20 protein-coding genes and 2 tRNA genes are annotated in these 22,226 nt (G+C 66.0%); 17 read left to right on the top strand and 5 right to left on the bottom strand.

From position 1 onward, the window contains the following. Nucleotides 1-377: 377 nt before the first annotated feature. Nucleotides 378-1,256, bottom strand: coding sequence for a carboxylating nicotinate-nucleotide diphosphorylase (gene nadC, locus CEK65_RS19625; protein WP_152182725.1), 879 nt, complete (start codon nt 1,254-1,256; stop codon nt 378-380). Continuing rightward, nucleotides 1,253-1,522 (bottom strand): Trm112 family protein, encoded by a 270-nt coding sequence (locus tag CEK65_RS19630; RefSeq protein WP_010342118.1) that lies wholly within the window; start codon nt 1,520-1,522, stop codon nt 1,253-1,255. The genes nadC and CEK65_RS19630 overlap by 4 nt, the downstream gene beginning before the upstream one ends. A gap of 58 nt (nt 1,523-1,580) precedes the next feature. Here CEK65_RS19630 and purE point away from each other — a divergent pair, with 58 nt between their 5' ends. Then, nucleotides 1,581-2,084, top strand: coding sequence for a 5-(carboxyamino)imidazole ribonucleotide mutase (gene purE / locus CEK65_RS19635; protein ID WP_152182726.1), 504 nt, complete (start codon nt 1,581-1,583; stop codon nt 2,082-2,084). After that, nucleotides 2,081-3,229, top strand: coding sequence for a 5-(carboxyamino)imidazole ribonucleotide synthase (locus CEK65_RS19640; protein ID WP_152182727.1), 1,149 nt, complete (start codon nt 2,081-2,083; stop codon nt 3,227-3,229). Before purE ends, CEK65_RS19640 begins: the two co-directional genes overlap by 4 nt. Nucleotides 3,230-3,326: 97 nt before the next feature. Here CEK65_RS19640 and CEK65_RS19645 read toward each other — a convergent pair whose 3' ends face one another. Beyond that, nucleotides 3,327-3,905 carry a Fe-Mn family superoxide dismutase gene (locus CEK65_RS19645; protein WP_152182728.1) on the bottom strand — a complete coding sequence of 193 codons (579 nt, stop codon included), beginning with the start codon at nt 3,903-3,905 and terminating at the stop codon, nt 3,327-3,329. 125 nt (nt 3,906-4,030) lie between these two features. On the opposite strand from CEK65_RS19645, the gene grxD reads away from it, so the two are divergent. From grxD to ppnN, 5 genes are all read left to right on the top strand, one after another. Next, the gene (gene grxD / locus CEK65_RS19650; RefSeq protein WP_010342114.1) at nt 4,031-4,351 is read left to right on the top strand and encodes a Grx4 family monothiol glutaredoxin; all 321 of its coding nucleotides are present in this window, start codon (nt 4,031-4,033) and stop codon (nt 4,349-4,351) included. Next, entirely contained in the window at nt 4,348-5,088 is a 741-nt protein-coding gene (locus CEK65_RS19655) for an SDR family NAD(P)-dependent oxidoreductase (RefSeq protein ID WP_152182729.1), read from the top strand. The genes grxD and CEK65_RS19655 overlap by 4 nt, the downstream gene beginning before the upstream one ends. Then, nucleotides 5,085-5,684 (top strand): MarC family protein, encoded by a 600-nt coding sequence (locus CEK65_RS19660; protein WP_017907241.1) that lies wholly within the window; start codon nt 5,085-5,087, stop codon nt 5,682-5,684. Before CEK65_RS19655 ends, CEK65_RS19660 begins: the two co-directional genes overlap by 4 nt. Before the next feature lie 405 nt (nt 5,685-6,089). Further along, nucleotides 6,090-9,314 carry a TonB-dependent receptor gene (locus tag CEK65_RS19665; RefSeq protein WP_152182730.1) on the top strand — a complete coding sequence of 1,075 codons (3,225 nt, stop codon included), beginning with the start codon at nt 6,090-6,092 and terminating at the stop codon, nt 9,312-9,314. Between the two features lie 113 nt (nt 9,315-9,427). Continuing rightward, the gene (gene ppnN / locus CEK65_RS19670; protein ID WP_152182731.1) at nt 9,428-10,816 is read left to right on the top strand and encodes a nucleotide 5'-monophosphate nucleosidase PpnN; all 1,389 of its coding nucleotides are present in this window, start codon (nt 9,428-9,430) and stop codon (nt 10,814-10,816) included. On the opposite strand, the gene CEK65_RS19675 is transcribed toward ppnN, so the two are convergent. Continuing rightward, nucleotides 10,809-11,915 carry a histidine kinase gene (locus CEK65_RS19675; RefSeq protein ID WP_193314843.1) on the bottom strand — a complete coding sequence of 369 codons (1,107 nt, stop codon included), beginning with the start codon at nt 11,913-11,915 and terminating at the stop codon, nt 10,809-10,811. The genes ppnN and CEK65_RS19675 overlap by 8 nt on opposite strands. Before the next feature lie 100 nt (nt 11,916-12,015). Between CEK65_RS19675 and CEK65_RS19680 the strand changes: the two genes are divergently transcribed. The 7 genes from CEK65_RS19680 to CEK65_RS19710 all read left to right on the top strand — a co-directional run bounded on the left by CEK65_RS19680 (nt 12,016) and on the right by CEK65_RS19710 (nt 18,867). After that, a complete protein-coding gene (locus CEK65_RS19680) occupies nt 12,016-12,549 on the top strand; it encodes a GspH/FimT family pseudopilin (RefSeq protein WP_226980654.1) in 534 nt (177 codons plus the stop codon). Nucleotides 12,550-12,560: 11 nt separating this feature from the next. Then, nucleotides 12,561-13,055: a type IV pilus modification protein PilV gene (gene pilV / locus CEK65_RS19685; RefSeq protein WP_343192944.1), complete on the top strand. Its 495-nt coding sequence runs from the start codon at nt 12,561-12,563 to the stop codon at nt 13,053-13,055. Next, complete coding sequence (locus CEK65_RS19690) at nt 13,052-14,008, top strand: PilW family protein (RefSeq protein WP_152182734.1); 957 nt, start codon at nt 13,052-13,054, stop codon at nt 14,006-14,008. The genes pilV and CEK65_RS19690 overlap by 4 nt, the downstream gene beginning before the upstream one ends. Further along, nucleotides 14,005-14,565 carry a PilX N-terminal domain-containing pilus assembly protein gene (locus tag CEK65_RS19695; protein WP_152182735.1) on the top strand — a complete coding sequence of 187 codons (561 nt, stop codon included), beginning with the start codon at nt 14,005-14,007 and terminating at the stop codon, nt 14,563-14,565. Before CEK65_RS19690 ends, CEK65_RS19695 begins: the two co-directional genes overlap by 4 nt. Continuing rightward, a complete protein-coding gene (locus CEK65_RS19700; protein ID WP_226980653.1) occupies nt 14,562-18,239 on the top strand; it encodes a PilC/PilY family type IV pilus protein in 3,678 nt (1,225 codons plus the stop codon). Before CEK65_RS19695 ends, CEK65_RS19700 begins: the two co-directional genes overlap by 4 nt. Further along, complete coding sequence (locus tag CEK65_RS19705) at nt 18,232-18,681, top strand: type IV pilin protein (protein WP_304951737.1); 450 nt, start codon at nt 18,232-18,234, stop codon at nt 18,679-18,681. The genes CEK65_RS19700 and CEK65_RS19705 overlap by 8 nt, the downstream gene beginning before the upstream one ends. 109 nt (nt 18,682-18,790) lie before the next feature. Continuing rightward, nucleotides 18,791-18,867, top strand: a tRNA-Asn gene (locus tag CEK65_RS19710). 44 nt (nt 18,868-18,911) lie between these two features. On the opposite strand, the gene CEK65_RS19715 is transcribed toward CEK65_RS19710, so the two are convergent. After that, nucleotides 18,912-19,448 carry a Tfp pilus assembly protein FimT/FimU gene (locus CEK65_RS19715; protein ID WP_026144061.1) on the bottom strand — a complete coding sequence of 179 codons (537 nt, stop codon included), beginning with the start codon at nt 19,446-19,448 and terminating at the stop codon, nt 18,912-18,914. Nucleotides 19,449-19,595: 147 nt separating this feature from the next. Between CEK65_RS19715 and uvrB the strand changes: the two genes are divergently transcribed. From uvrB to CEK65_RS19730, 3 genes are all read left to right on the top strand, one after another. After that, nucleotides 19,596-21,626: an excinuclease ABC subunit UvrB gene (gene uvrB, locus CEK65_RS19720; protein WP_017916129.1), complete on the top strand. Its 2,031-nt coding sequence runs from the start codon at nt 19,596-19,598 to the stop codon at nt 21,624-21,626. Between the two features lie 98 nt (nt 21,627-21,724). Then, nucleotides 21,725-21,799 (top strand) — tRNA-Val (locus tag CEK65_RS19725). A 152-nt stretch (nt 21,800-21,951) separates the two neighbouring features. Then, nucleotides 21,952-22,209, top strand: a complete 258-nt coding sequence (locus CEK65_RS19730) for a hypothetical protein (RefSeq protein WP_017907229.1) — start codon at nt 21,952-21,954, stop codon at nt 22,207-22,209. The last annotated feature ends 17 nt before the right edge of the window (nt 22,210-22,226 follow it).

Below are 22,226 nucleotides of genomic sequence, written 5' to 3' on the forward strand. Positions count from 1 at the left end.
CCTGTTTCCCGCCGGCCGCGGCGCGGCCGGCGGGAAACAGGGCGGCGACACACAGCAGCGCGAACCAGGGGCGGAACATCGGCGAACTCGGTGGGGACGGGGAAGCGCGCAGCGTCGCAGAGCGGCGTCGGCGAGGCCGTGAAGTGTAGGGCGTGCCGCGCGATCCAGGCAGATCGCGCCGTGCTGGCTAGCGCGTTTGCCGGCGGATCAGGCACTTCGCGATTTGCCCTTGGGGGTGGTGGGAATCACCCAGCGGGGGTGGAAACGAGCAACGTCGCGACTGGGCCATGCGTGCGGACATGCACGCATGGGATGTATCCGCATTCGCCGCGGGTGTGGAATGGGCGCGCGATCGCCTCCCGCGCGGCTCTGGCCGCCTACTGCGGCGGCGTTCCGAGTTTCAGCGACAGATCCACGGCCTGCACATGCTTGGTGAGTGCGCCGATGGAGATGCAGTCGACGCCGTCCTGCGCGATCGCACGCACCGCCTCCAGGTCGACGCCGCCGGAGACTTCCAGCGGAATCGCGCGATTGAATGGTGCGGCCGCGGCGATCGCCACCGCGTCGCGGCGCTGTTCCGCAGTGAAGTCGTCGATCAGGATGCGATCGCAGCCGGCCTGCAGCGCTTCGCGCAGTTGCTCCAGAGTTTCCACCTCGACCACCAGCGGCAGCGCCGGCCATTGCGCGCGCGCGGCGGCCACCGCCGCAGGCAGCGAACCGGCGGCGTGGATGTGGTTCTCCTTGAGCATCACCGTGTCGTACAGGCCGATGCGGTGGTTGCTGCCGCCGCCGCAGCGCACCGCGTACTTCTGCGCCAGGCGCAGGCCGGGCAGGGTCTTGCGCGTGTCCAGGATGCGCGCGCCGGTGCCGGCGACCGCGGCCACGTAGGCGGCGGTGGCGGTGGCGGTGGCCGACAGGGTCTGCAGGAAGTTCAGCGAGGCGCGCTCGGCGCTGACCAGGGCGCGACTGCGCCCGTGCAGCAACGCCAGCACCGTGCCGGCGGCCACGCGCTGGCCTTCGCTCACCTGCCAGTCGATGCGGACCTGCGGGTCCAGCGCCTGGTGGCAGGCGTCGAACCAGGGGCGGCCGGCGATCACGGCGTCCTGCTTGCACAGCAGGTAGGCGCTGTCGGCGCGGTCGGGCAGCAGCGCGGCGGTGACGTCGCCGCTGCCGAGATCCTCGGCCAGCGCACGCGCGACATCGGCGGCGATCAGCTCCGCGGCGGGCGCCTGCGGCGGCGCCATGTCGCGGCTCATTTGGCCGGGAAATCGGCGAGCTGGGCGGTGCCGATGGCCTCTTCGGCCAGCAGCACCGGGATGCCGTCGTCGACGCGGAACACCTGCTTGCGGTCGCGGGTGATCAGGGCTTCGCGCAGCGGTTGCGCCTGCGCACTGCCATCGGCGCGCTGCACGCCGCCGGCGGCGATGGCGCGGTTCAGCGCCTCCAGGCCGCGCGCCTCCAGCAGCGCCAGTGGTTGGCGGGTGTCGGGCGAGCACAGCAGGTCGAGCAGTTTGCGGTCCATCCGGTCTTCGTCTTGCGTGGAAGACGGCTAGAATACGTCTTTAAGGCAGGGGACGGCCATGACCTCCAAGCAAACCGCGCCGCTCGTCGGCATCGTGATGGGTTCCCGCTCCGACTGGGAGACCATGCAGCATGCGGCGCAGAAACTCGATGCGCTGGGTGTGCCCTATGAAGTGAAGGTGGTGTCGGCGCACCGCACGCCGGATGTGTTGTTCTCCTACGCCGAGCAGGCGTCTGGGCGCGGCCTGCGCGCGATCGTGGCCGGCGCCGGCGGCGCCGCGCACCTGCCGGGCATGCTCGCGGCCAAGACCGCAGTGCCGGTGCTGGGCGTGCCGGTGCAGTCCAAGGCGCTCAACGGCATGGACTCGCTGCTGTCGATCGTGCAGATGCCGGCGGGCATCCCGGTGGCCACCTTCGCGATCGGCAATGCCGGCGCGGCCAACGCCGCGCTGTTTGCCGCGGCGATGCTGGCCCACGACCACGCTGAGATCGGTGCCGCGCTGGGCGAGTTCCGTCAGCGCCAGACCGACGACGTGATGGCCAAGGACGATCCGCGCCAATGACCACCGTCGGTATCCTGGGAGCGGGGCAGTTGGCACGGATGATGGCGGTGGCCGGCGTGCCGCTGGGCCTGCGCTTCGCGCTGCTGGATCCGGCAGCCGATGCCTGCGCCGGACAGGTCGCGCCGCTGCGGGTCGGCGACTATGCTGACCGAGCCACGCTGGCCGCGTTCGCGGACGCGGTCGACGTGGCGACCTTCGATTTCGAGAACGTGCCCGCGGATAGCGCCGCCGCCCTGGCCGGGCAGGTGCCGGTGTTCCCGAGCCCGGATGCGCTGGCCGTGGCGCAGGATCGCCTGGCCGAGAAGACCTTGTTCCGCGAGCTCGGCATTCCCGTGCCGGCGTTCGCCGCGATCGACACCCGCGCCGATCTGGACGCGGCGCTGGCGCAGGTCGGCACGCCGTGCATCCTCAAGACCCGCCGGCTCGGCTACGACGGCAAGGGCCAGTTCCGCATCGCCTCCGCCGCCGACGCCGATGCGGCCTGGGCGGCGCTGGGCGCGCAGGCGGCCAGCGTCGGCCTGATCGCCGAGGCGTTCGTACCGTTCCAGCGCGAGGTCAGCGTGGTGGCGGTGCGCGGCCGCGACGGCGAGTTCCGCACCTGGCCGCTGACCGAGAACTGGCATGTGCACGGCGTGCTGTCGGCCAGCCTGGCGCCGGCGCAGGCCGATGCCGCGCTGGAGCAGGCGGCGGTGGCGCATGCGCGTGCCCTGGCCGAACGCCTGCAGTATGTGGGCGTGTTCGCGCTGGAACTGTTCTGCCGCGACGGCGAACTGCTGGCCAACGAGATGGCCCCGCGCGTGCACAACTCCGGCCACTGGACCATCGAAGGCGCGGAGACCTCGCAGTTCGAGAACCACCTGCGTGCGGTGCTGGGGCTGCCGCTGGGCTCCACGCGCATGCGTGGCCATGCCTGCATGCTCAACTGGATCGGCGCGATGCCCGACGCCGCACCGGTCCTGGCGCAGCCCGGCGGGCATTGGCACGACTACGGCAAGCAGCCGCGCGAAGGCCGCAAGGTCGGCCACGCCACCCTGCGCGAGGACACGCCGGAGGCGCTGGCGCTGGCCCTGCAGACCGTGGGCGCGCAACTGCAGCGCGAGGCCCAGGTCGCCCCGGTGGTCGCCGCGTTGCGCGGCGAGCGCTGAACCAGCAGCAGGAGCGCCCAGGCCACGCCTGGGCCAGGAACCGGCAGCCACGGCCGCCGCTCCTGCGAATCCCCAATCCCGACTCCCCAATCCCCGCTCAACGCAGATTGGACGCCGCGAACTCCCAATTGACCAGTTTCCAGAACGCCTGCAGATAGCGCGCGCGGTCGCCGGGATGGTCGATGTAGTAAGCGTGTTCCCAGACGTCGCAGCCGAGCAGCGGCGTGTCGTCGCCGGTCAGCGGGGTGCCGGCGTTGGCGGTGCTGACCACGGCCAGGTTGCCGTCGGGACGCTGCACCAGCCAGACCCAGCCCGAACCGAACAGCGCCAGGGCCATGCGCTCGAACTCTGCCTTGAACCGCGCCACGTCGCCGAAACTCCTGGTCAGGCGCTCGCCGAGCGCGCCGCCCGGTTCGCCGCCGCCGCGCGGGCGCAGGCCACGCCAGTAGAACTCGTGATTCCAGACCTCGGCCGCTTCCTGGAACAGCCGGCCCTGCGCGCGCCGCAGCAGGTCCGGCAGCGCTAGCTCGGCCAGGTCGCTGCCGGCGAGCCGCGCATTGAGCCGTTCCACCAACGCGCGCTGGTGCTGGCCGTGGTGCTGTTCCACCGCGGCGGCGGACAGGTGCGGGGCCAGCGCCGCGGCGGCGTAGGGCAGGGGAGCGAGTTCGATGGGCATGGATCCTCTGGCGGTTTCGGGCGCGCGTCGCGGTACTGCCGCGCGCAGGGCTTACACTATGCGGCTACGCGAGAGTCTAGCCGACCGCCAAGGTCGTTCTTTCGCCCCAGCAGGAGAGAACCCGCATGCAGGTGATGGAGCGCATCCAGGCCGACGTCGAACGCCATCCCATCGTGTTGTTCATGAAGGGCACGCCGCAGTACCCGATGTGCGGCTTTTCCAGCCGCGCGTTGCAGGCGTTGCTGGCCGCCGGCGCCGACCGCCTGCACACCGTCAACGTGCTCGACGAGCCCGAGATCCGGGCCAATCTGCCGCGCTATTCGAACTGGCCGACGTTCCCGCAGCTGTTCATCCATGGCGAGTTGATCGGTGGCTGCGACATCACCATGGAACTGTTCGAGTCCGGCGAGTTGCAGCGCATCGTGACCGAGGCCTACCAGTCGTGAGTGCGCCTGCGTCGCCGCAGGCCGGCGCGCTGGCGCAGCGGGTGGTCCTGGTCAGCGGCGCCGCCGGCGGGCTCGGCAGCGCTGCGGCGCTGGCCTGCGCCCAGGCGGGGGCCACCGTGGTCCTGCTCGGGCACAAGCCGGCACGCTTGAACCGCGTCTACGACGCGATCGCCGCGGTCGGCGCCGCGCCGCTGCTGTACCCGCTGGACCTGCTCGGCGCCACTCCGCCGGACTACGCGACCCTGGCCGAGCGTCTGCAGGGCGAGCTCGGCCGCCTGGACGGGCTGCTGCACTGCGCCGCCGACTTCGCCGGGCTGACCCCGTTCGAGCATGCCGATCCGGCCCAGTTCGCGCGCGCGATCCACGTCAACCTGACCGCCGCGGCCTGGCTGACCCAGGCCTGCCTGCCGTTGCTGCGGCAGGCCGAGGATGCCGCGATCGTGTTCGCGGTGGACGATCCGGCGCGGGTCGGCCAGGCCTACTGGGGCGGCTACGGCGCGGCCCAGCACGGCCGCCGCGGCCTGCTGGCGAGCCTGCACGGCGAGCTGGCCGCCTCGCGCGTGCGCGTGGCCGGCCTGCAGCCGGGGCCGATGCGCACCGCCTTGCGCGCCCGCGCCTACACCCATCAAGAAGACCGCGACGCGGTCGATCCGGCGCGCTACGCCGGCGCCTGCGTCGACCTGCTGTCGCCCGCCGGCGCCGCGCACCGCGGCGCAATCTGGAATCCCCTGGCATGACCATCCTGTCGGCAGCGCTGCTGCTGTTCCTGATCCTCGACCCGCTGGGCAACATCCCGGTGTTCCTCAGCGTGCTCAAGCCGCTGCCGGCGCGGCGCCAGCGCGTCGTGCTGGCGCGCGAACTGCTGATCGCGCTGGGCGTGCTGATGGGCTTCCTGTGGGGCGGCAAGTACGCCCTGGAAGTGATGCACCTGCGCCAGGAGTCGGTGGCGATCGCCGGTGGCATCGTGCTGTTCCTGATCGGCATCCGCATGATCTTCCCGCGCCCGGAAGGGCTGATGGGCGAAATTCCCGATGGCGAGCCCTTCATCGTGCCGCTGGCCATCCCGCTGGTCGCCGGCCCCTCCGGCATGGCCGCGGTGATGCTGATGGGCAGCAACGAGCCGACCCGGCTGGGCGAGTGGAGCCTGGCGCTGATCCTGGCCTGGCTGGCGACCTCGGCCCTGCTGTTCTCCGGCACGCTGCTGTACAAGCTGCTCGGCATGCGCGTGCTGACCGCGGTCGAGCGGCTGATGGGCATGCTGCTGGTGGCGATCTCGGTGCAGATGTTCCTGGACGGGCTCAGCGCTTATCTGAAGCTGCCGGTCGCCGGCTGAGGTTGCATCGCGGCCGAGTCGGGGGCGCCGTGGGGACGGCGCTGGCCCCGGGCGGGCCTGGCTTCGAGCACGCCAGGCTGCTTGCTGCGGCCCCCTTAGGCGGCACGGGGAGGGGGGGCGTGGCCGGCGGCGGTCCCGGGCGGCCTTCCGTGCCAGTCCCGGCGTTGTCGCCGAAGCCCGCCAGGACTGGGATCGACGTCTTCTGATGTCCGCTTGTGCCGCGTTGTCACGGTTTGGCAACAAATTGGCCCTATGGTGTTAAACTCATGTTAACCCTTGCGGGGAATCGGCAAGGGTGATCAGCCCCCTCATTCCGCGGCCGTGCGTCCGTACCCCGCACGGCCTGCCATGCGCATTTCGTCAAACTCCATCGAGGCTATTGCAATGATTCAACCCCGTCTGCGGATGTCCAAGCTCACTCTGGGCCTCGTTGCGGCGCTGGCCGCGGCGCCGGTGTTCGCCCAGAGCACCTCCGCCGGTGTCGGCGGTGTGGTGACCCACGGCGGCCAGCCGGTCGCCGGCGCCGAGGTGACCATCACCCACGTCGAGTCGGGCACGGTCAGCCGCGCCACCACCGATGCCGCCGGTCGCTACAACGCGCGCGGCCTGCGCGTCGGCGGTCCGTACAGCATCACCATCACCAAGCCGGGTGACGGCACCAAGACCGAAGACGGCGTGTACCTGAGCGTCAACCAGAACGCCACCATCAACGCCGACCTGACCGGCGACATGGCTGCGCCGACCACGCTGGAGACGGTCAACGCCGTCGCCATCGCCTCCGGCTCGGAAGTGTTCAGCGCCACCAAGACGGGCTCGGGCACCAACATCGGTCGCGAGCAGATCGAAGCGCTGCCGTCGATCAACGGCAACATCCAGGACTACATGCGTCTGGATCCGCGCGTGGCCTTCGTCGATCGCGCCTCGGGCACGATCAGCGCCGGCGGCCTGAATCCGCGCTACAACTCGATCAACATCGACGGCGTCTCGGCCAGCGACACCTTCGGCCTGGAAGGCAACAACATGACCACCCGGCGTCAGCCGGTGTCGATGGAAGCGATCGAAGCCATCGACGTCAACCTGTCCAACTACGACGTCAGCATCGCCAGCGCCGCCGGCGCCACCGTCAACGCGGTGACCAAGTCCGGTACCAACGAGTTCCACGGTTCGGTGTACGGCAGCTATCGCGATGGCGACTGGTTCGGCGACAACCCGGACGGCAGCAAGTTCAACGGCTTCACCAAGGAGAAGACCTACGGCGCGACCTTCGGCGGCCCGATCGTCAAGGACAAGCTGTTCTTCTTCGCCAACTACGAGAAGTTCCAGCAGGATGCGCCGGGCGTCGACCTGGGCAGCACCGCGCTGGGCAAGGCCAACGCCAAGTACGGCATGGCCGACGTGACCCGTGCCCAGCAGATCGCCAAGAACTACGGCTTCGATGCCGGCGGCCTGGACAGCGACGGCAACACCGACCTGAAGGAATACGCGCTCAAGCTGGACTGGAACATCAGCGACAACCACCGCGCCAGCTTCCGCTACAGCAAGCTCGACCAGAGCAAGCTGCGCATCAACGGCGCCGGCAGTTCCACCCAGGCCTCGCTGAGCTCGTACTGGTACCAGCACGAGAAGTCGGTCGAGAGCTACGTCGGCCAGTTGTTCAGCGACTGGTCCGAGAACTTCTCCACCGAGTTCAAGGTGTCCTACCGCGACTATTCCGCGATCCGCGTGGTGCCGACCAATGCGCCCAGCATCGCCGTGTACTTCGATGGTTCGGCAGCGAAACCAAGTGGCGACGTGCTGTTCCTGGGCACCGAGACCAACTCGCAGGGCAACATCCTCACCACCAAGACCTGGAACTACTACGGTGCGGGCACCCTGACGCTGGACAACCACAACCTGAAGTTCGGCGTCGACTACAGCACCAACGACATCTACAATTTGTACGGTGCCAACACCTGGGGCGTGTACACCTTCTTCGGCCTGGACAACTTCGCCAGCGGCCGCTGGAGCACGTACCAGCTCAGCCAGGAGCGTAGCCCGGGTTCGATCGCCGCCAACTACAAGAACAGCAACCTTGGCCTGTTCGTGCAGGACACCTGGTACGTCAACAACAACCTGACCCTGACCCTGGGCCTGCGCGGCGATCGCGCGAGCGTGAGCCCGGATCCGACCTACAATGCTGCGGCGCAGGCCTACTTCGGCTACGACAACAGCAAGATCTTCAACGGCGATTTCCTGATCCAGCCGCGCGTCGGCTTCAACTATACCTTCGACACCGACCGTCCGACCCAGTTGCGCGGTGGCGTGGGCCTGTTCCAGGGCGATGCGCCGCAGGTGTGGATCGGCAACAGCTACTCCAACACTGGCTTCAACTACAACGCTTATAGCCTGACCACGTACGATCCGACGGTGCCGTTCAGCGCCAACAAGGATACCCAGCCGGTCCCGAATCGTCCCGGTTCGGCGACCCAGAGCGTGAGCTTCGTCGGCAACGATTTCAAGCTGCCGTCGCTGTACAAGGCTAATCTGGCGCTGGATCATGAACTGCCTTGGTACGGGATCGTCGCCTCGGCCGAACTGCTGGTGACCAAAGTCAAGGACGGGTTTTATTACAAAAACCTGAACATTGGTCGTGTCGGTACTCCGGGTCAGGATCCGGTTCCGGCCTACACTGGTCCTGATGGTCGTGCGCTTTACTGGAACCCGGCTCGCACAGGGCGAGCTTGGGCAAAAGGAGATGAGCGTTTCTTTGCTAATCCTGCCTACAGTAGCGACGTCTACCTGATCGACAACACCGACAAGGGCAAGACCCAGCAGTTCACTGTGTCGCTGTCCAAGCCGTTCAGCGAAGGCGGCGACTGGTCCTGGACCCTGGGCTACACCTACACCCACGCCACCGAAGTCGGTCCCCTGACCAGTTCCACCGCCAGATCGGGCTGGGGCTACCAGTACGCCTTCAACGCCAACTCGGAAACCGAGAACACCTCGCGCTACGAGATCAAGGACCGGATCTCCGGCTCGCTGGATTGGAAGCACATGTTCTTCGGCGACTACGAGACCCGCGTGGGCCTGGTCTACGAAGGCCGCAGCGGCCGTCCGTACAGTTACCTGTTCAACGGCGACGCCAACGGCGATGGCCGTTTGACCAACGACCTGTTCTACGTGCCGAAGGGGCCGGGCGACGTGCTGTTCGGTACGCTGAGCAACACCGGTGCGTTCACCGCCAACCCGGCGCTGCAGCAGCAGTTCTTCGACTGGCTGGCCAAGAACCCGCAGCTGGCCAAGTACGCCGGCAGCTACGCCCCGGCCAACGGCTTCCGTTCCGGCTGGATCAACACCTTCGACGTGCGCATCACCCAGCAGCTGCCTGGCTTCTTCAAGGGCCACAAGTCCGAAATTTGGCTGGATATCCAGAACGTGGGCAACCTGTTGAACAAGAAGTGGGGCCGGATCGAAGACTACGGCTTCTACGCCGATGCTCGCGTCGCTAACCTGCAGGGCATCTACCAGGGCAAGTACGTGTACAACACCCTGTACACCGACAAGCCGACGGCCGCCAATGCCGACGCCGACGGCTTCAACACTGGTGTGTCGCAGTGGTCCATGCAGCTGGGCTTCCGCTATCAGTTCTGATCGCGGCGCACGCTAGCTGAAGCGTTGGAAACGGCCGGGGCGACCCGGCCGTTTTCTTTTTGTGGGGGCTGAGGTTAAAGTCGCCGGCTGACGACACCGACAAGACATTCGATATGACGACCAGCAATACGGCGGCGCGCGCGCTGCCGGTAGTGGATGCGCGGATCTACCCGCGCGGCGGCCTGGACATCCTCTCGCGCGTGGAAGTGGCGCGCTTGCGCGATGCCTCCAGCGGCGGTCTGCACGAACTGCTGCGGCGCTGCGCGCTGGCGGTGCTGACCAGCGGCAGCGCCTCGGACGATCCGCGCGCGGCGCGCGATCTGTATCCCGACTTCGACATCCAGGTGGTGCAGCGCGACCGTGGCGTGCGCATCGACCTGCTCAACGCACCGGCGATGGCCTTCGTCGACGGCGAGATCATCAATGGCGTGGCCGAGCTGCTGTTCGCCGTGGTCCGTGACCTGGCCTACATGGCCATCGAGCTGGGCCCCGAATCCAGCACCGACCTGCAGTCCAGCGAAGGCATCACCAATGCGGTGTTCGGCCAGTTGCGCAATGCGCGCATCCTGCAGCCGACCGATCCCAAGCTGGTGGTGTGCTGGGGCGGCCATTCGATCTCGCGCGACGAGTACCTGTACACCAAGCAGGTCGGCTACGAGCTGGGCTTGCGCGGGCTGGACATCTGCACCGGTTGCGGCCCGGGCGCGATGAAGGGGCCGATGAAGGGCGCCACCATCGCCCATGCCAAGCAGCGCAAGCACGACAACCGCTACATCGGCGTGACCGAGCCGGGCATCATCGCCGCCGAGTCGCCGAACCCGATCGTCAACCACCTGGTGATCATGCCGGACATCGAGAAGCGCCTGGAGGCCTTCGTCCGCATCGGCCACGGCATCATCGTGTTCCCCGGCGGTGTCGGCACCGCCGAGGAGATCCTGTATCTGCTCGGCATCCTGCTGCGCGAGGAGAACCGCGACCTGCCGTTCCCGCTGATCCTCACCGGCCCGACCATCGCCGCGCCGTATTTCGAGCAGATCGACCGCTTCCTGCGCCTGACCCTGGGCGAAGTGGCCACCTCGCGCTACGAGATCGTGGTCGGCGATCCGGTGGCGGTGGCGCGCAAGATGGCCGCCGGCATCCAGCACGTGCGCACGCACCGCAAGGAGCAGAAGGACGCGTTCTACTTCAACTGGTCGGTCGACATCCCGCTGGAGTATCAGCGTCCGTTCGAGCCGACCCACGAGGCGATGGCCGCGCTGGATCTGCACCATGGCCGTCCGCCGCATGCGCTGGCCGCGGACCTGCGCCGCGCCTTCTCCGGCATCGTTGCCGGCAACGTCAAGGAAGACGGCATGCGCCGCATCGAGCAGCATGGCCCGTTCGAGATCCACGGCGATGCGGACATGATGCAGGCCCTGGATGAACTGCTGCGCGCCTTCGTCGAACAGCGCCGCATGAAGATCTCCGGTGAGTATCGGCCCTGCTACCGGGTCGTCACTTGATGCGAAGCGGGCGCCAACGGCGTGTGCTCGGAGCGACTTTGGCCTGGAGCGGGATGTCGATGGTCACCGTATAGCGTTCGTCGCAATCATCGATGTGCAGGTGCGAGCAGGGGTGCACGTCCGAGATCCTCCTGCGGATCGAGGACTGCCCGATGCCATGACCGCGGCTGTCCGGCCGTACTTGGCGCGGCAGCGTATCGTTGCTGACCGCGATCCGCACTCCGTCGGCGTACCGGGCGATCTCAATGACCACCTTGCTGGCTGCGGTGCGTGGTTCCACACCATGCCGGATAGCGTTCTCCACCAACGCTTGCAGGCAGAGCGTCGGCAGGCGCAGCGATGGCAGCGCAGGCTCGATGCGCCACTCCATGTCGAGCCTTGGGCCCAGCCGCAACTGCTCGATCGCCAAGTAGCGGCGTGCGAGCTCGATCTCTTCCTCAAGTGGCATTTCGTGTTGGCCCTGGAGGCTCGCTCGGAACAGATCGGCCAGGTCGAGCAGCAGTCGCTCAGTTGCATCGGGCTGCCTGTGCACGAGCGCCGCGCCCACATTGAGGGTGTTGAACAGGAAATGCGGGTGCGTACGCGCCTGTAGTGCCTCCAGCTCGGCGCGCAGGGCACGCACCGACAGCGCCTGGACACGCAGATGGTTGCGGATTGCCACCAGGCCTAGCAGCCCGGCGATGAAGGCGATGCCCATCGTATTCAGGATCCCTGGCAAGGCGCCGGCCAGGGAGGGGTAGGGGGCCACGCTGCCGAACAGCAGCATGAAGCAGATCTGCGCCAGCCCGGTCGAGGCGACCATCGTCAGCAGCGCGACGCCGAGCTGCACGCCGACGGGCCATCTTTGCAGCCATCGCCGCCCCAGATGCATGGCAAGCAGTGTGAATAGCGCGACCCATTGGATCAGTAGCGAGGCGATGCCGAATACAATCAGCCGCTCGCCCGCGTTTCCAGGTGCCAGCGCAAGGATGCACGCGAGGGCCTCGCCGGTGATCCATATTCCGATGATCACGGCCGGCTGTTGCAGTCCCTCCAATAAGGACGGCGCATAGGGTTCTGACTGTGGCATCGTGTGATGGAAGCAGGTCGAGTCCTTCATCATGCCACTCGTGCGGCGCATCATGCCGCTTGTCGCCAAGTGTTTGCCGGCCTTCGGTCGCACGATCTACGGTGGCGAGGGTAATGGAGGGGAAGGGGTAATGGGCGAGGCAGGCTTGCTTCCGGACGGTTGCGCACACCGTCGCGGGGGATTCACCTTAGTGGAGCTGATGGTCACGCTGGCGGTGCTGGCGGTGCTGTCTGCGATCGCCATCCCTTCGTTCACCTCCCTGATCAACAGCAACCGGCTGTCGGCGGCTTCTGACGACATCCTTTATGCGCTGCAGTTCGCCCGCAGCGAGGCGATCAAGCGCAACGCGCCGGTGAGCGTCTGCGGCAGCAGCGATGGCGCTACCTGCGGCAGCGCGTCCACCTGGCAAGGCTGGCTGGTCGTGACCGGCAGCGCCGATAGCGTATTGCAGTCCTACAAGGCGCGCTCGCCGCTGGGTGTCACCGGGCCAGTCACGCGCATCACCTATGGCGCCAACGGGACCCTGAAGACCAGCAGCGCCGTGTCGGTCATCGCTTGCATCGCGACAAACCGCCCTGCGGAGAATCAGCGTGCGGTAGCGCCGACCTCCGCCACCCGGGTCGCGGTGAGCAGTGTCAATGGTAGCGGAGCATGCCCGTCATGACTGTTCGCGCGATGGCAAACCGCCGGCGGCAGGCAGGCGTGAGCCTGCTCGAGGTGCTGATCTCCGTCCTGATCCTGGGAGTGACCCTGCTCGGTATAGCCGCGATGCAGGCACGCGCGTTGAACAACGGCCAGAGTTCGTTCGAGAACAGCCAGATGGTCATCCATACCTACTCGATCCTTGAGGCCATGCGTGCCAACCGCAGCGCGGCCACGAGCGGCGCCTACAACCTGGCGATGACCTGTAGCCTGCCCGCGGTCGGTGGCACGCTGGCGTCCGCGGACATACGCGCGTGGCTCGAAAGCATGAAGACCGGGCTCGGCGGCGCCGCCAACGTGTTCACCGATACCACGACATGCGGTTCGATCGCCTGTAACAGCTCGACCTGCACGGTAACCGTGCAGTGGGACGATAGCCGGGGGCGCGCGGTGAATACGTCCACTGCCGGGTCGGCCACAGGCACCGGCAGCAGCACCCGCCAGCTGGTGACGGTGGCCCGGCTATGACTAGTGCCGTCCCGCGGCGCCCTGCTGCCATGCACGGCCTGTCGCTGATCGAGTTGATGATTGCGATGGTGCTGGGCCTGATGCTGGTGGGAGCAGCGATCAGCATCTTCCTGTCCAACCAGCGGGTGTTCCGTACGGTCGAGGGCATGGGCTGGGCCCAGGATGGCATGCAGACCACTTTCGAACTGATGGCACGCGATCTGCGCGAAGCCGGCGGCAACCCGTGCGACGGAACCCTGCCAGTGGCCAATGTCATCAACAACGCCAGCAGCAATTGGTGGACGAATTGGAACTTTCCCGTCGTCGGCTATGAAAACGGCGCATTGAGCGGAAGCGCGAGCGGGACCGACGCCATCCAGGTGCTCACGCTCGATCCCCATCTTGCCAACGTCACCACTGCACAGAGCTCGACCAACATCACCGTGGACGATGCGAGTGGCCTGAGCGCTGGCAACACGGTCATGATCTGCGACAACACCCAGCTGGCGTTGTTCGTGGCTGGCAGCGTGACCGGCAACGTGATAAGCCATGCCAGCAGCGCGAACTGCAGCAACAACAGTCTGAGCGTGCTGCCGGCGGTCTGTTCCAACAGTGCGGTGGCTTACTCCTATGGCGTCAATTCGGTGGTGAGTCGGCTGCGCGGCATCCGCTGGTACGTGGCGAGCAACGCCGCCGGTGGGCGCTCGCTGTATCGCAAGATCGACAATGGTGCGGCTGAGGAGATGGTCGAGGGGGTCCAGAACATGCAGATCACCTACCTGACCGCGGGGAGCACTGCCTACCAGACCGCATCCTCGATCGGCGCCGCCTCTCCCCCAGACGCCGCGTGGGGCAACGTCATCGCCGCGAAGCTGGTGCTGACCGTGCGTGGCGGCAACAAGACCGGTTTCGGTGGTCAGCAACTCGACCGCACCGTCCAGTATGTGGTCAACCTGAGGAATCGCACGCTATGAGGGCGATCGCGCGATCGCACGCCATCGGCCGCCGCCCGCGCGGTATCTCGCTGATCGTGGTGCTGATCCTGATGTTGGTGATGATCGTGGTGGGTCTGGCGGTGATTCGTGGTGTCACGCTGCGCGAGAAAATGAGCTCGAACATGCTCGACCGCAGCCTGGCATTCCAGTCCGCGGAAGCGGCGCTACGGGCGGGCGAGGAAGCGATCAAGACAGCGGTGGCCTCCGGCGGAAGCATCGGGGTCGATTGCAGCGGCGGCGCGTCCTGTCCAATCCCTCCGGCGGGCACCTACACCGACACGGGAACTGGCTGGGTCAATGCAAGTCCTATCCAGTCGATCGGTGCGACGACGCCGCAATACTACGTACAGTACCTGGGCCAACGCACGAGTCGTCAGCAGTTGTCGCTGGGCTACAGCGCCAACTCCAACCAATACGGATCCGGCAGCAGCGCCGTGCTGCAGTCGGTGTATCGGGTGATCGCGCGTAGCCAGGATCCCACGCTGGCCGATGGCCGGTCGGTGGTGGTGCTGCAGTCGAACGTGACTGTCCAATGAGCAAGTCATTTCCCGCGATGGAATCCCGCGATATGAAACCAGGCGATAGCATGCGTCTTGGCGTGGCCAGATCCGAAATAGTGCAGCGCCGGCGGACGCGTTGGCTGGCGTTCGCGACCGGAGTCTTCGCGGCGGTGTGTTCGGGGAACGGCGCTTCGATCGATCTGGGTACGCGCCCGATCTCGCTGCCGACAGACATTCCTGGCGCGCTTACGTTGGTGCCTTCGGTCGAATATCCGACCATCATCAGTCAGGCCAATCTGGGGAGCTACACCAACGCTTCGGAGTATGCGGGCTACTTCGATCCGGTCAAGTGCTACGGCTACAGCTACGACCTCGTCAACGGAATGGCTTACTTCGTGCCGACATCCAAGAACAGTGCGGGCGGACATACCTGCAGTGGTTCGTGGAGCGGCAACTACCTGAACTGGGCGGCCACTCAGACCATCGACCCGTTCCGCTCCGCCCTGACCGGTGGCTATCGCATCATCGACCAGGTCGGGCTGACCGTGCTGCAGAAGGCCCGCCACGACCGCGACAGTGACTTCGCCGACCGCACGATCTCCAGCGCGGTCTCCTCGCTGACGCCGTTGCCGTCGGGCTGGTCCAGCGTCAGGACCCGGGTCAGTGGCCTGGGCCGCGAAATGTGGTTCACCGGCTCGGGCGACCTTCGCACAAACGCCAATAACGTGATCGACTACAACCCGACGTCGCTCATCAAGCCCGATCCGACCAAGGTGTACCGGGTCTTCGTGCGGGTGAAGGTCTGCGATCCGAACATCGGCCTGGAGTCCAACTGCACCAAGTACTCCAGCACCAACTACAAGCCGGAAGGGCTGATCCAGGAGTATTCCAACAAGATCCGCTACAGCATCTTTGGCTACCTCAACGATTCGGACATGAAGCGTGATGGCGGCGTTTTGCGCGCACGCATGAAGTTCGTCGGTCCCAATACCTATTACCCTGAGATCGACAGCTACAGCAACCCGCGCATGGAGTGGGATCCTGCCACCGGGGTGCTCTACAAGGACCCGGACAGCAAGGCAGACCCCAAAATCGGCGTGGGCGATGTCCATAGCGGCGCACAGATCGACACCAGCGACAGCAACGGCAGCCGCAACAGCGGCGTCATCAACTACCTCAACAAGTTCGAGGAATTGACCACCAGCCCGGCCAAGTCGTTCGATCCGGTCAGCGAGCTCTACTACGCCGCGATCCGCTACTTCAAGAACCTGGGTAACGTCGCTTCCTATTCCACGTTGAGTTCGAACTTGGGCACGGCGAAGGTCCAGGCGGACTATTTCCCGGTGATCACCAATTGGGACGATCCGATCCGTTACAACTGTCAGGTCAATGCCATCCTGGGCATTGGCGACGTGAACACGCACCGGGACAAGAATCTGCCGGGAAATACCGCTTATCTCTTGGAGGAGCCTCCCACGCCTCCCGAGGTCGCCGCCGACACCAGCGTGAACGTCATCACCAGCACGCAGAAGGTGCTGGCCATGGAGGGGCTGAGCACGACGATTTCAAATAGCTGGACTGGCCGAAACAACTCGGCCTTCATCGCCGGTCTGGCCTACGATTCGCACACGGTGGACATGCGTCCGGACGTCCAAGGCAAGACCAACACCACCGGAAGCCAGACCGTGAGCACCTACTGGGTAGATGTGCGCGAGGCGCAATACCTGTACGGCCCTTCCAAGAACATGTACTGGCTCGCTTCCAAGTACGGCGGCTTCGCCGTGCCCTCGGGGTTTTCCCCGTATGCTGCGACCACCACCGGATTAGAGCCGGGCTGGTGGCACACGAATAGCGACACGTTGTCCCCCGACAGTGGCGGCACCTATCCGCGACCGGATAATTTCTACGTGGCCAGTGACGCCAAAAACATGGTCGCCAGCCTGAGGAACGCGTTCTCGCAGATCCTCAAGGACGCCACCGGGTCGGCCGCGGCGCTGGGATCGAATGCGACTGCCCTGGATACCGGTTCGGTGTTCTACCAGGCTAAATACACCGTAGGCGATGCCAATCAGTGGAAAGGCGAGCTGACCGCGTACAAGGTCGATGAAGCCGCCGGTACGCAGACCGCGATCTGGAGCGCCAACGCCAAGCTGCCCGCATATGCGAGCCGCAAAGTGCTGTATGCCAGCAATGGCAGCCTGGTGAGTTTCACAGGAACTGTGGGTAGCCTGAGCAGCGACCAGGTCGACTACATCCGCGGCAGGCGCGACCGGGAAGCGAGTGCGGGCGGCAGCTTTCGCAATCGTCTCGCCGTGCTTGGCGACATCGTCAATTCGCAGCCGCTCTACGTCGGTTCGCCCAACCCGTCGCTCTACAGCGGCAAGAGTTTCTCTGGTGCCGGCGTGTACCCGCAGTTCGCGGCCAGCAACGCGGGGCGGACCCCGGTGGTGTACGTTGGCGGAAACGATGGCATGCTGCATGCCTTCAACGCCAATACTGGCGTGGAACTCTTTGCGTTCGTGCCGACCGAGGCGATCTCCAAGCTCTCTTCCTCCGGCTTTACGTCTCCGACCTATACACATGCCTATACGGTCGATGGGTTGCTCACGGCGGCTGACGTCTACGTCGGTGGCGCGTGGAAGAGCGTCCTGGTCGGTACGATGGGGCGAGGGGGCAAGAGCGTGTTCGCGCTTGACGTGACCAACCCGGCGTCGCCGAGCTTGCTGTGGGAAGTGAACGACGGCGCCCTGGGCAACGTGCTGGGACAGCCCGTCATCGCCCAGGTCGCCGACGGCTCCTGGAGCGTGCTGCTCGGCAACGGCCCGAACAGTACCTCGCAGAACGCGCAACTGGTGCGGATCGACATCGCCACCGGTACAGTGGCCTCGGTGGACACCAGGGTAGGTGGCGACAACGGTCTGAGCGGTGTCAATGCCTGGTCCTCCGATGGCAGTGGCATCGTCGACAAGGTGTACGCGGGTGATCTGAAGGGCAACCTGTGGCGATTCAGCAAGACCGTTAGCGGTTGGAGCGCCGGCCAGCTCTTCGTGGCAGGCAACAGCAAGCCGATCACTGCTACGCCGCTGGTGGCACGCAACCCTACGACGCTCGACACCTGGGTGTTCGTCGGAACCGGGCGTTACCTCACCAGCGCGGACCTGGCCAATACCGACCAGCAGACCTGGTATGGTCTGATCGACAAGGGCAACACGATCAGCGCGTCCAATCTCAAGCAGATCCGGATCCTGTCCGATACCACCCTCAACGGCTACAATGTGCGTACGATCGAGTCGTCCACCGGTGCCGGCACCAGCGGTTGGTACATGGATTTCTACGAGACAGGCGAGCGCATGGTGGTGGCGAACTACTTCCAGGGGCTTTATCTGGTAGGCAGCACGCGCATCCCGGATTCGAGCGATGTATGCAGCCCGAGCGGCAAGGGATACACGATGGTGATCGATCCCTTCACCGGCGGACGCCTGTCGTCGTCGTTCTTCGACGTGAACGGCGATGGCGTATTCGACAGCAATGATGCCTTGAACGGCGTTCCGGTCTCCGGTATCGGCACCGGCAAGGGATCGAGCGGGTCGACCTTCATCGGTAGCAAGATGATCACCAATCTGGACAACGCCTCGACGGCGTCGATCTCGACCAACGCGTCATCCGGTAAGGTGACGCGGGTGCAATGGAGAGAGCTGATCAATGACTGAATCCTATGATCGCCGTCGGATGGTGGCACCTCCTGGCGTGGCCGGGCGCGGCAATGGCTTCACTTTGGTCGAGCTGATGATCGTGGTGGCGGTGATCGCGATCCTTGCTGCTATCGCGTATCCGAGCTATGTGGCGCATATCGTGAAGGCGCGCCGTGCGACTGCCGCTTCCTGTTTGATGGAGCGCGGGCAGGACATGGAGCGCTACTACACCACGAATCTGAGCTACGCATCGGCACCCGACCCGACCCAGTGCGAGGGCGTGACCGATTTCTACACGCTGTCCTTCAATGGTTCGGTCAGCGCCAAGGCCTACAGCCTTCGGGCCGTGCCCAAGGGCGCCCAGCTGGCGCGCGATACCCAATGCGGCACACTCTATCTGAACCAGAAGGGCGAGCGCACCGTGAGCGTGTCGGGTACCGATCCGATGTCCTGCTGGTGAGTGGCGGGCCGCTGCTCGCTGCGGTCTCGGCCAAGGGGCAAGCAGGATGTGGCAGGGCGTGTTGGGGGTGTTGATCTTTGTGCAGTTGCATAGCTACAATGCGCACCCCGCCCGAATAGCTCAGCCGGTTAGAGCACTTGACTGTTAATCAGGGGGTCGTTGGTTCGAGTCCAACTTCGGGCGCCAAATCCGCAAAGGCCGCGAGCGATCGCGGCCTTTGCTTTTGTGTGTCAGTCCGGCGTCCGGCAGGGCATCGGTTCGGTCGCTTTTCGCGTGCGGATGCGTCCGGTGTTGTTCACCACCACCGCTGCGCGTAACCGGCCCCGCTCGCAGATGTTGACGGTCAGGTTGCTGCCGGCGCTGCGTCCATCGGGCAGGAAGCGGATCGAGGGGCGGCCTTGGTTGGAGCGCAGTACCAGTTCGCCGGCGCCCGGCGCGCTGCCTTCGCTGAGGATGCTGTCCGGCGCGATCGGCTGGCCTTGCCGTTCCGGGTCGCGGAACACCAGCCAGCCCTGGCTCCAGTCGCTGTCGCCACGGCAACTGCCGTCACCGTTGGACGGGCAGGCGCTGACCGGGACGCCGAAGCTGATCGCGCTGCTGCGTGCCAGGGCGAAGTGCGCGCTCAGCTGGTGCGTGGCCGCCGTCAAGCGCTGGTTCGCCAGCAGCTCCCGGAATGCCGGCAGGCCGATGCCGGCGAGCAGGCAGATCACCGCCATCACGATCATGGCCTCGAGCAATGTGTAGCCTTTGGCTGCAGCGTTCCGCATGTCCGTCGTCTCCCGGTGCGAGGTCGCCAGTCTCGCGGCCGGGCGGCAGGGCTTGAATGAGGGGGTTGTGCGTTCCCATGTAGGAAATCTCCCCGGCGCGGGGTCGGCCGACACTGTCGGCCTCGCTCTTCACCTTGAGGCTTGTGCATGTCCGACCGTTTCCAACTCGTATCGCCGTATTCGCCGGCCGGCGACCAGCCGCAGGCGATCGAGAAGCTGGTGGCCGGCTTCGAGGCCGGCCTGGCCAAGCAGACCCTGCTCGGCGTGACCGGGTCGGGCAAGACCTACACCATCGCCAACGTGGTCCAGGCGATCCAGAAGCCGACCCTGGTGATGGCGCCGAACAAGACGCTGGCGGCGCAGCTGTACGGCGAATTCAAGGCGTTCTTCCCCAACAACGCGGTCGAGTACTTCGTCAGCTACTACGACTACTACCAGCCCGAGGCCTACGTGCCGTCCTCGGACACCTTCATCGAGAAGGACAGTTCGATCAACGAGCACATCGAGCAGATGCGCCTGGCCGCGACCAAGACCCTGCTGTCGCGGCGCGATGCGCTGGTGGTGGCGACGGTCTCGGCGATCTACGGCCTGGGCGCGCCGGAGGACTACCTGTCGCTGCGGCTGATCCTGTCGATCGGCGAGCACGTGGAGCAGCGCCAGTTGATCCGCCACCTGACCGACCTGCAGTACACCCGCAACGAGTACGAATTGCACCGCGGCAGTTTCCGCGTACGCGGCGAGGTCATCGATGTGTTCCCGGCCGAATCCGACAGCGAGGCCTTGCGCATCGAACTGTTCGACGGCGACGTGGAGCAGCTGACCCTGTTCGATCCGCTTACAGGCGAGACGCTGCGCAAGCTCCAGCGCTACACGATCTACCCCAAGACCCACTACGCCACCACCCGCGAGCGCACGCTCAGCGCGGTGGACACGATCAAGCTGGAGCTGAAGGATCGGCTCGAACAGCTGTATGCGCAGAACAAGCTGGTGGAGGCGCAGCGGCTGGCGCAGCGTACCCAGTTCGACCTGGAAATGATGGCCGAGGTCGGCTTCTGCAACGGCATCGAGAACTACTCGCGGCATCTGACCGGCAAGGCACCGGGCGAACCGCCGCCGACCCTGTTCGACTACCTGCCGCCGGACGCCTTGCTGGTGGTGGACGAGTCGCACGTCACCGTGCCGCAGATCGGCGCGATGTACAAAGGCGACCGTTCGCGCAAGGAGACCCTGGTGGAATTCGGTTTCCGACTGCCGTCGGCGCTGGACAACCGGCCGCTGCGCTTCGAGGAATGGGAGGCGCGCTCGCCGCGAAGTATCTACGTCTCGGCCACGCCGGGGCCCTACGAGTTGCGCGAGTCGGCCGGCGAGATCACCGAACTGGTGGTGCGCCCGACCGGGCTGATCGATCCGGAAGTGGAGATCCGGCCGGTGGCGACCCAGGTCGACGATCTGCTGTCGGAGATCAACCTGCGCGTGGCCGATGGCGACCGCGTCCTGGTCACCACGCTGACCAAGCGCATGGCCGAGAACCTCACCGAGTACCTCGGCGAGCACGGGGTGAAGGTGCGCTACCTGCACTCGGACATCGACACGGTGGAGCGCGTGGAGATCATCCGCGACCTGCGCCTGGGCAAGTTCGACGTGCTGGTCGGCATCAACCTGCTGCGCGAGGGCCTGGACATGCCGGAGGTCTCGCTGGTCGCGATCCTCGACGCCGACAAGGAAGGCTTCCTGCGCTCCACCGGCTCGCTGATCCAGACCATCGGCCGTGCCGCGCGCAATCTGCGCGGCAAGGCGATCCTCTACGCGGACAAGATGACGCGTTCGATGCAGGCCGCGATCGACGAAACCGGGCGCCGCCGCGAGAAGCAGGTGGAGTACAACCTGGAACACGGGATCGTCCCGAAGTCGGTGGCGCGCCCGATCGTGGACATCCTGGAGGGCGCGCGCGAGGACGCGACCGAGGCCAAGTCGGGCAAGGGCAAAGGCAAGGGCAAGGCGCGCCGGGTCGCGGAAGAGCCGGCCGACTACCGGGCGCTGGCGCCGGCGGAGATCGCCGCGCGGCTCAAGGCGCTGGAGCAGGAGATGTACCAGCACGCGCGGGACTTGGAGTTCGAGGATGCGGCGCGGGTGCGCGACCAGATCAAGAAGCTGCGCGATGCCAGTCTGGTCGGCTAGGCGGGCCGCAGCGGTGCCCGATCGGAAGGTGGGTATTGTTCTTGTCCGCCAGGTGGGCTAAGATTCGCGCCCCTGCAGCGGTGCGCCGCGGCAGAGAAGGGCGGTTAGCTCAGCGGTAGAGCACTACCTTGACATGGTAGGGGTCACAGGTTCGAACCCTGTACCGCCCACCACGACGCGAAAAAGCGAACGTGGAAACGACAAAGCCGGCAGACGCCGGCTTTTTTGTGTCTGCGCTCACGCCACCGGGTGCGTTCGGATGCTGGCCGCGCGGCCGGGCTTGCTTTAGCATCCGAGCGGACGATCAGGCGAGGAGGCCAGGCGCATGGTGGAATACCATCATACGGTGCAAGTCAAAGGACGCTACCAGCTCGTGGCGTTGACCCGGGAGCCGGACTACAGCCCGGCCAACGTGGTGGGCTATACGGTCACCACCGACGGCGGTGCGCGGGTGGATCCGCACGACATGTCCTGGGACGAGGCGCGTGTCTTCCTGGACACCCTGGTCGAGCGCGATCGGGACGCGGTCAGCGCGGAAAAGAAGCCCTCGCGGAACAAGCCGAGCACGCGGCAGCGTCGCTAGCTGTGATCTCTCAGTAG

This window comes from Xanthomonas sp. LMG 12459, assembly GCF_009192905.1.
In the GTDB taxonomy this organism is placed as follows: domain Bacteria; phylum Pseudomonadota; class Gammaproteobacteria; order Xanthomonadales; family Xanthomonadaceae; genus Xanthomonas_A; species Xanthomonas_A sontii.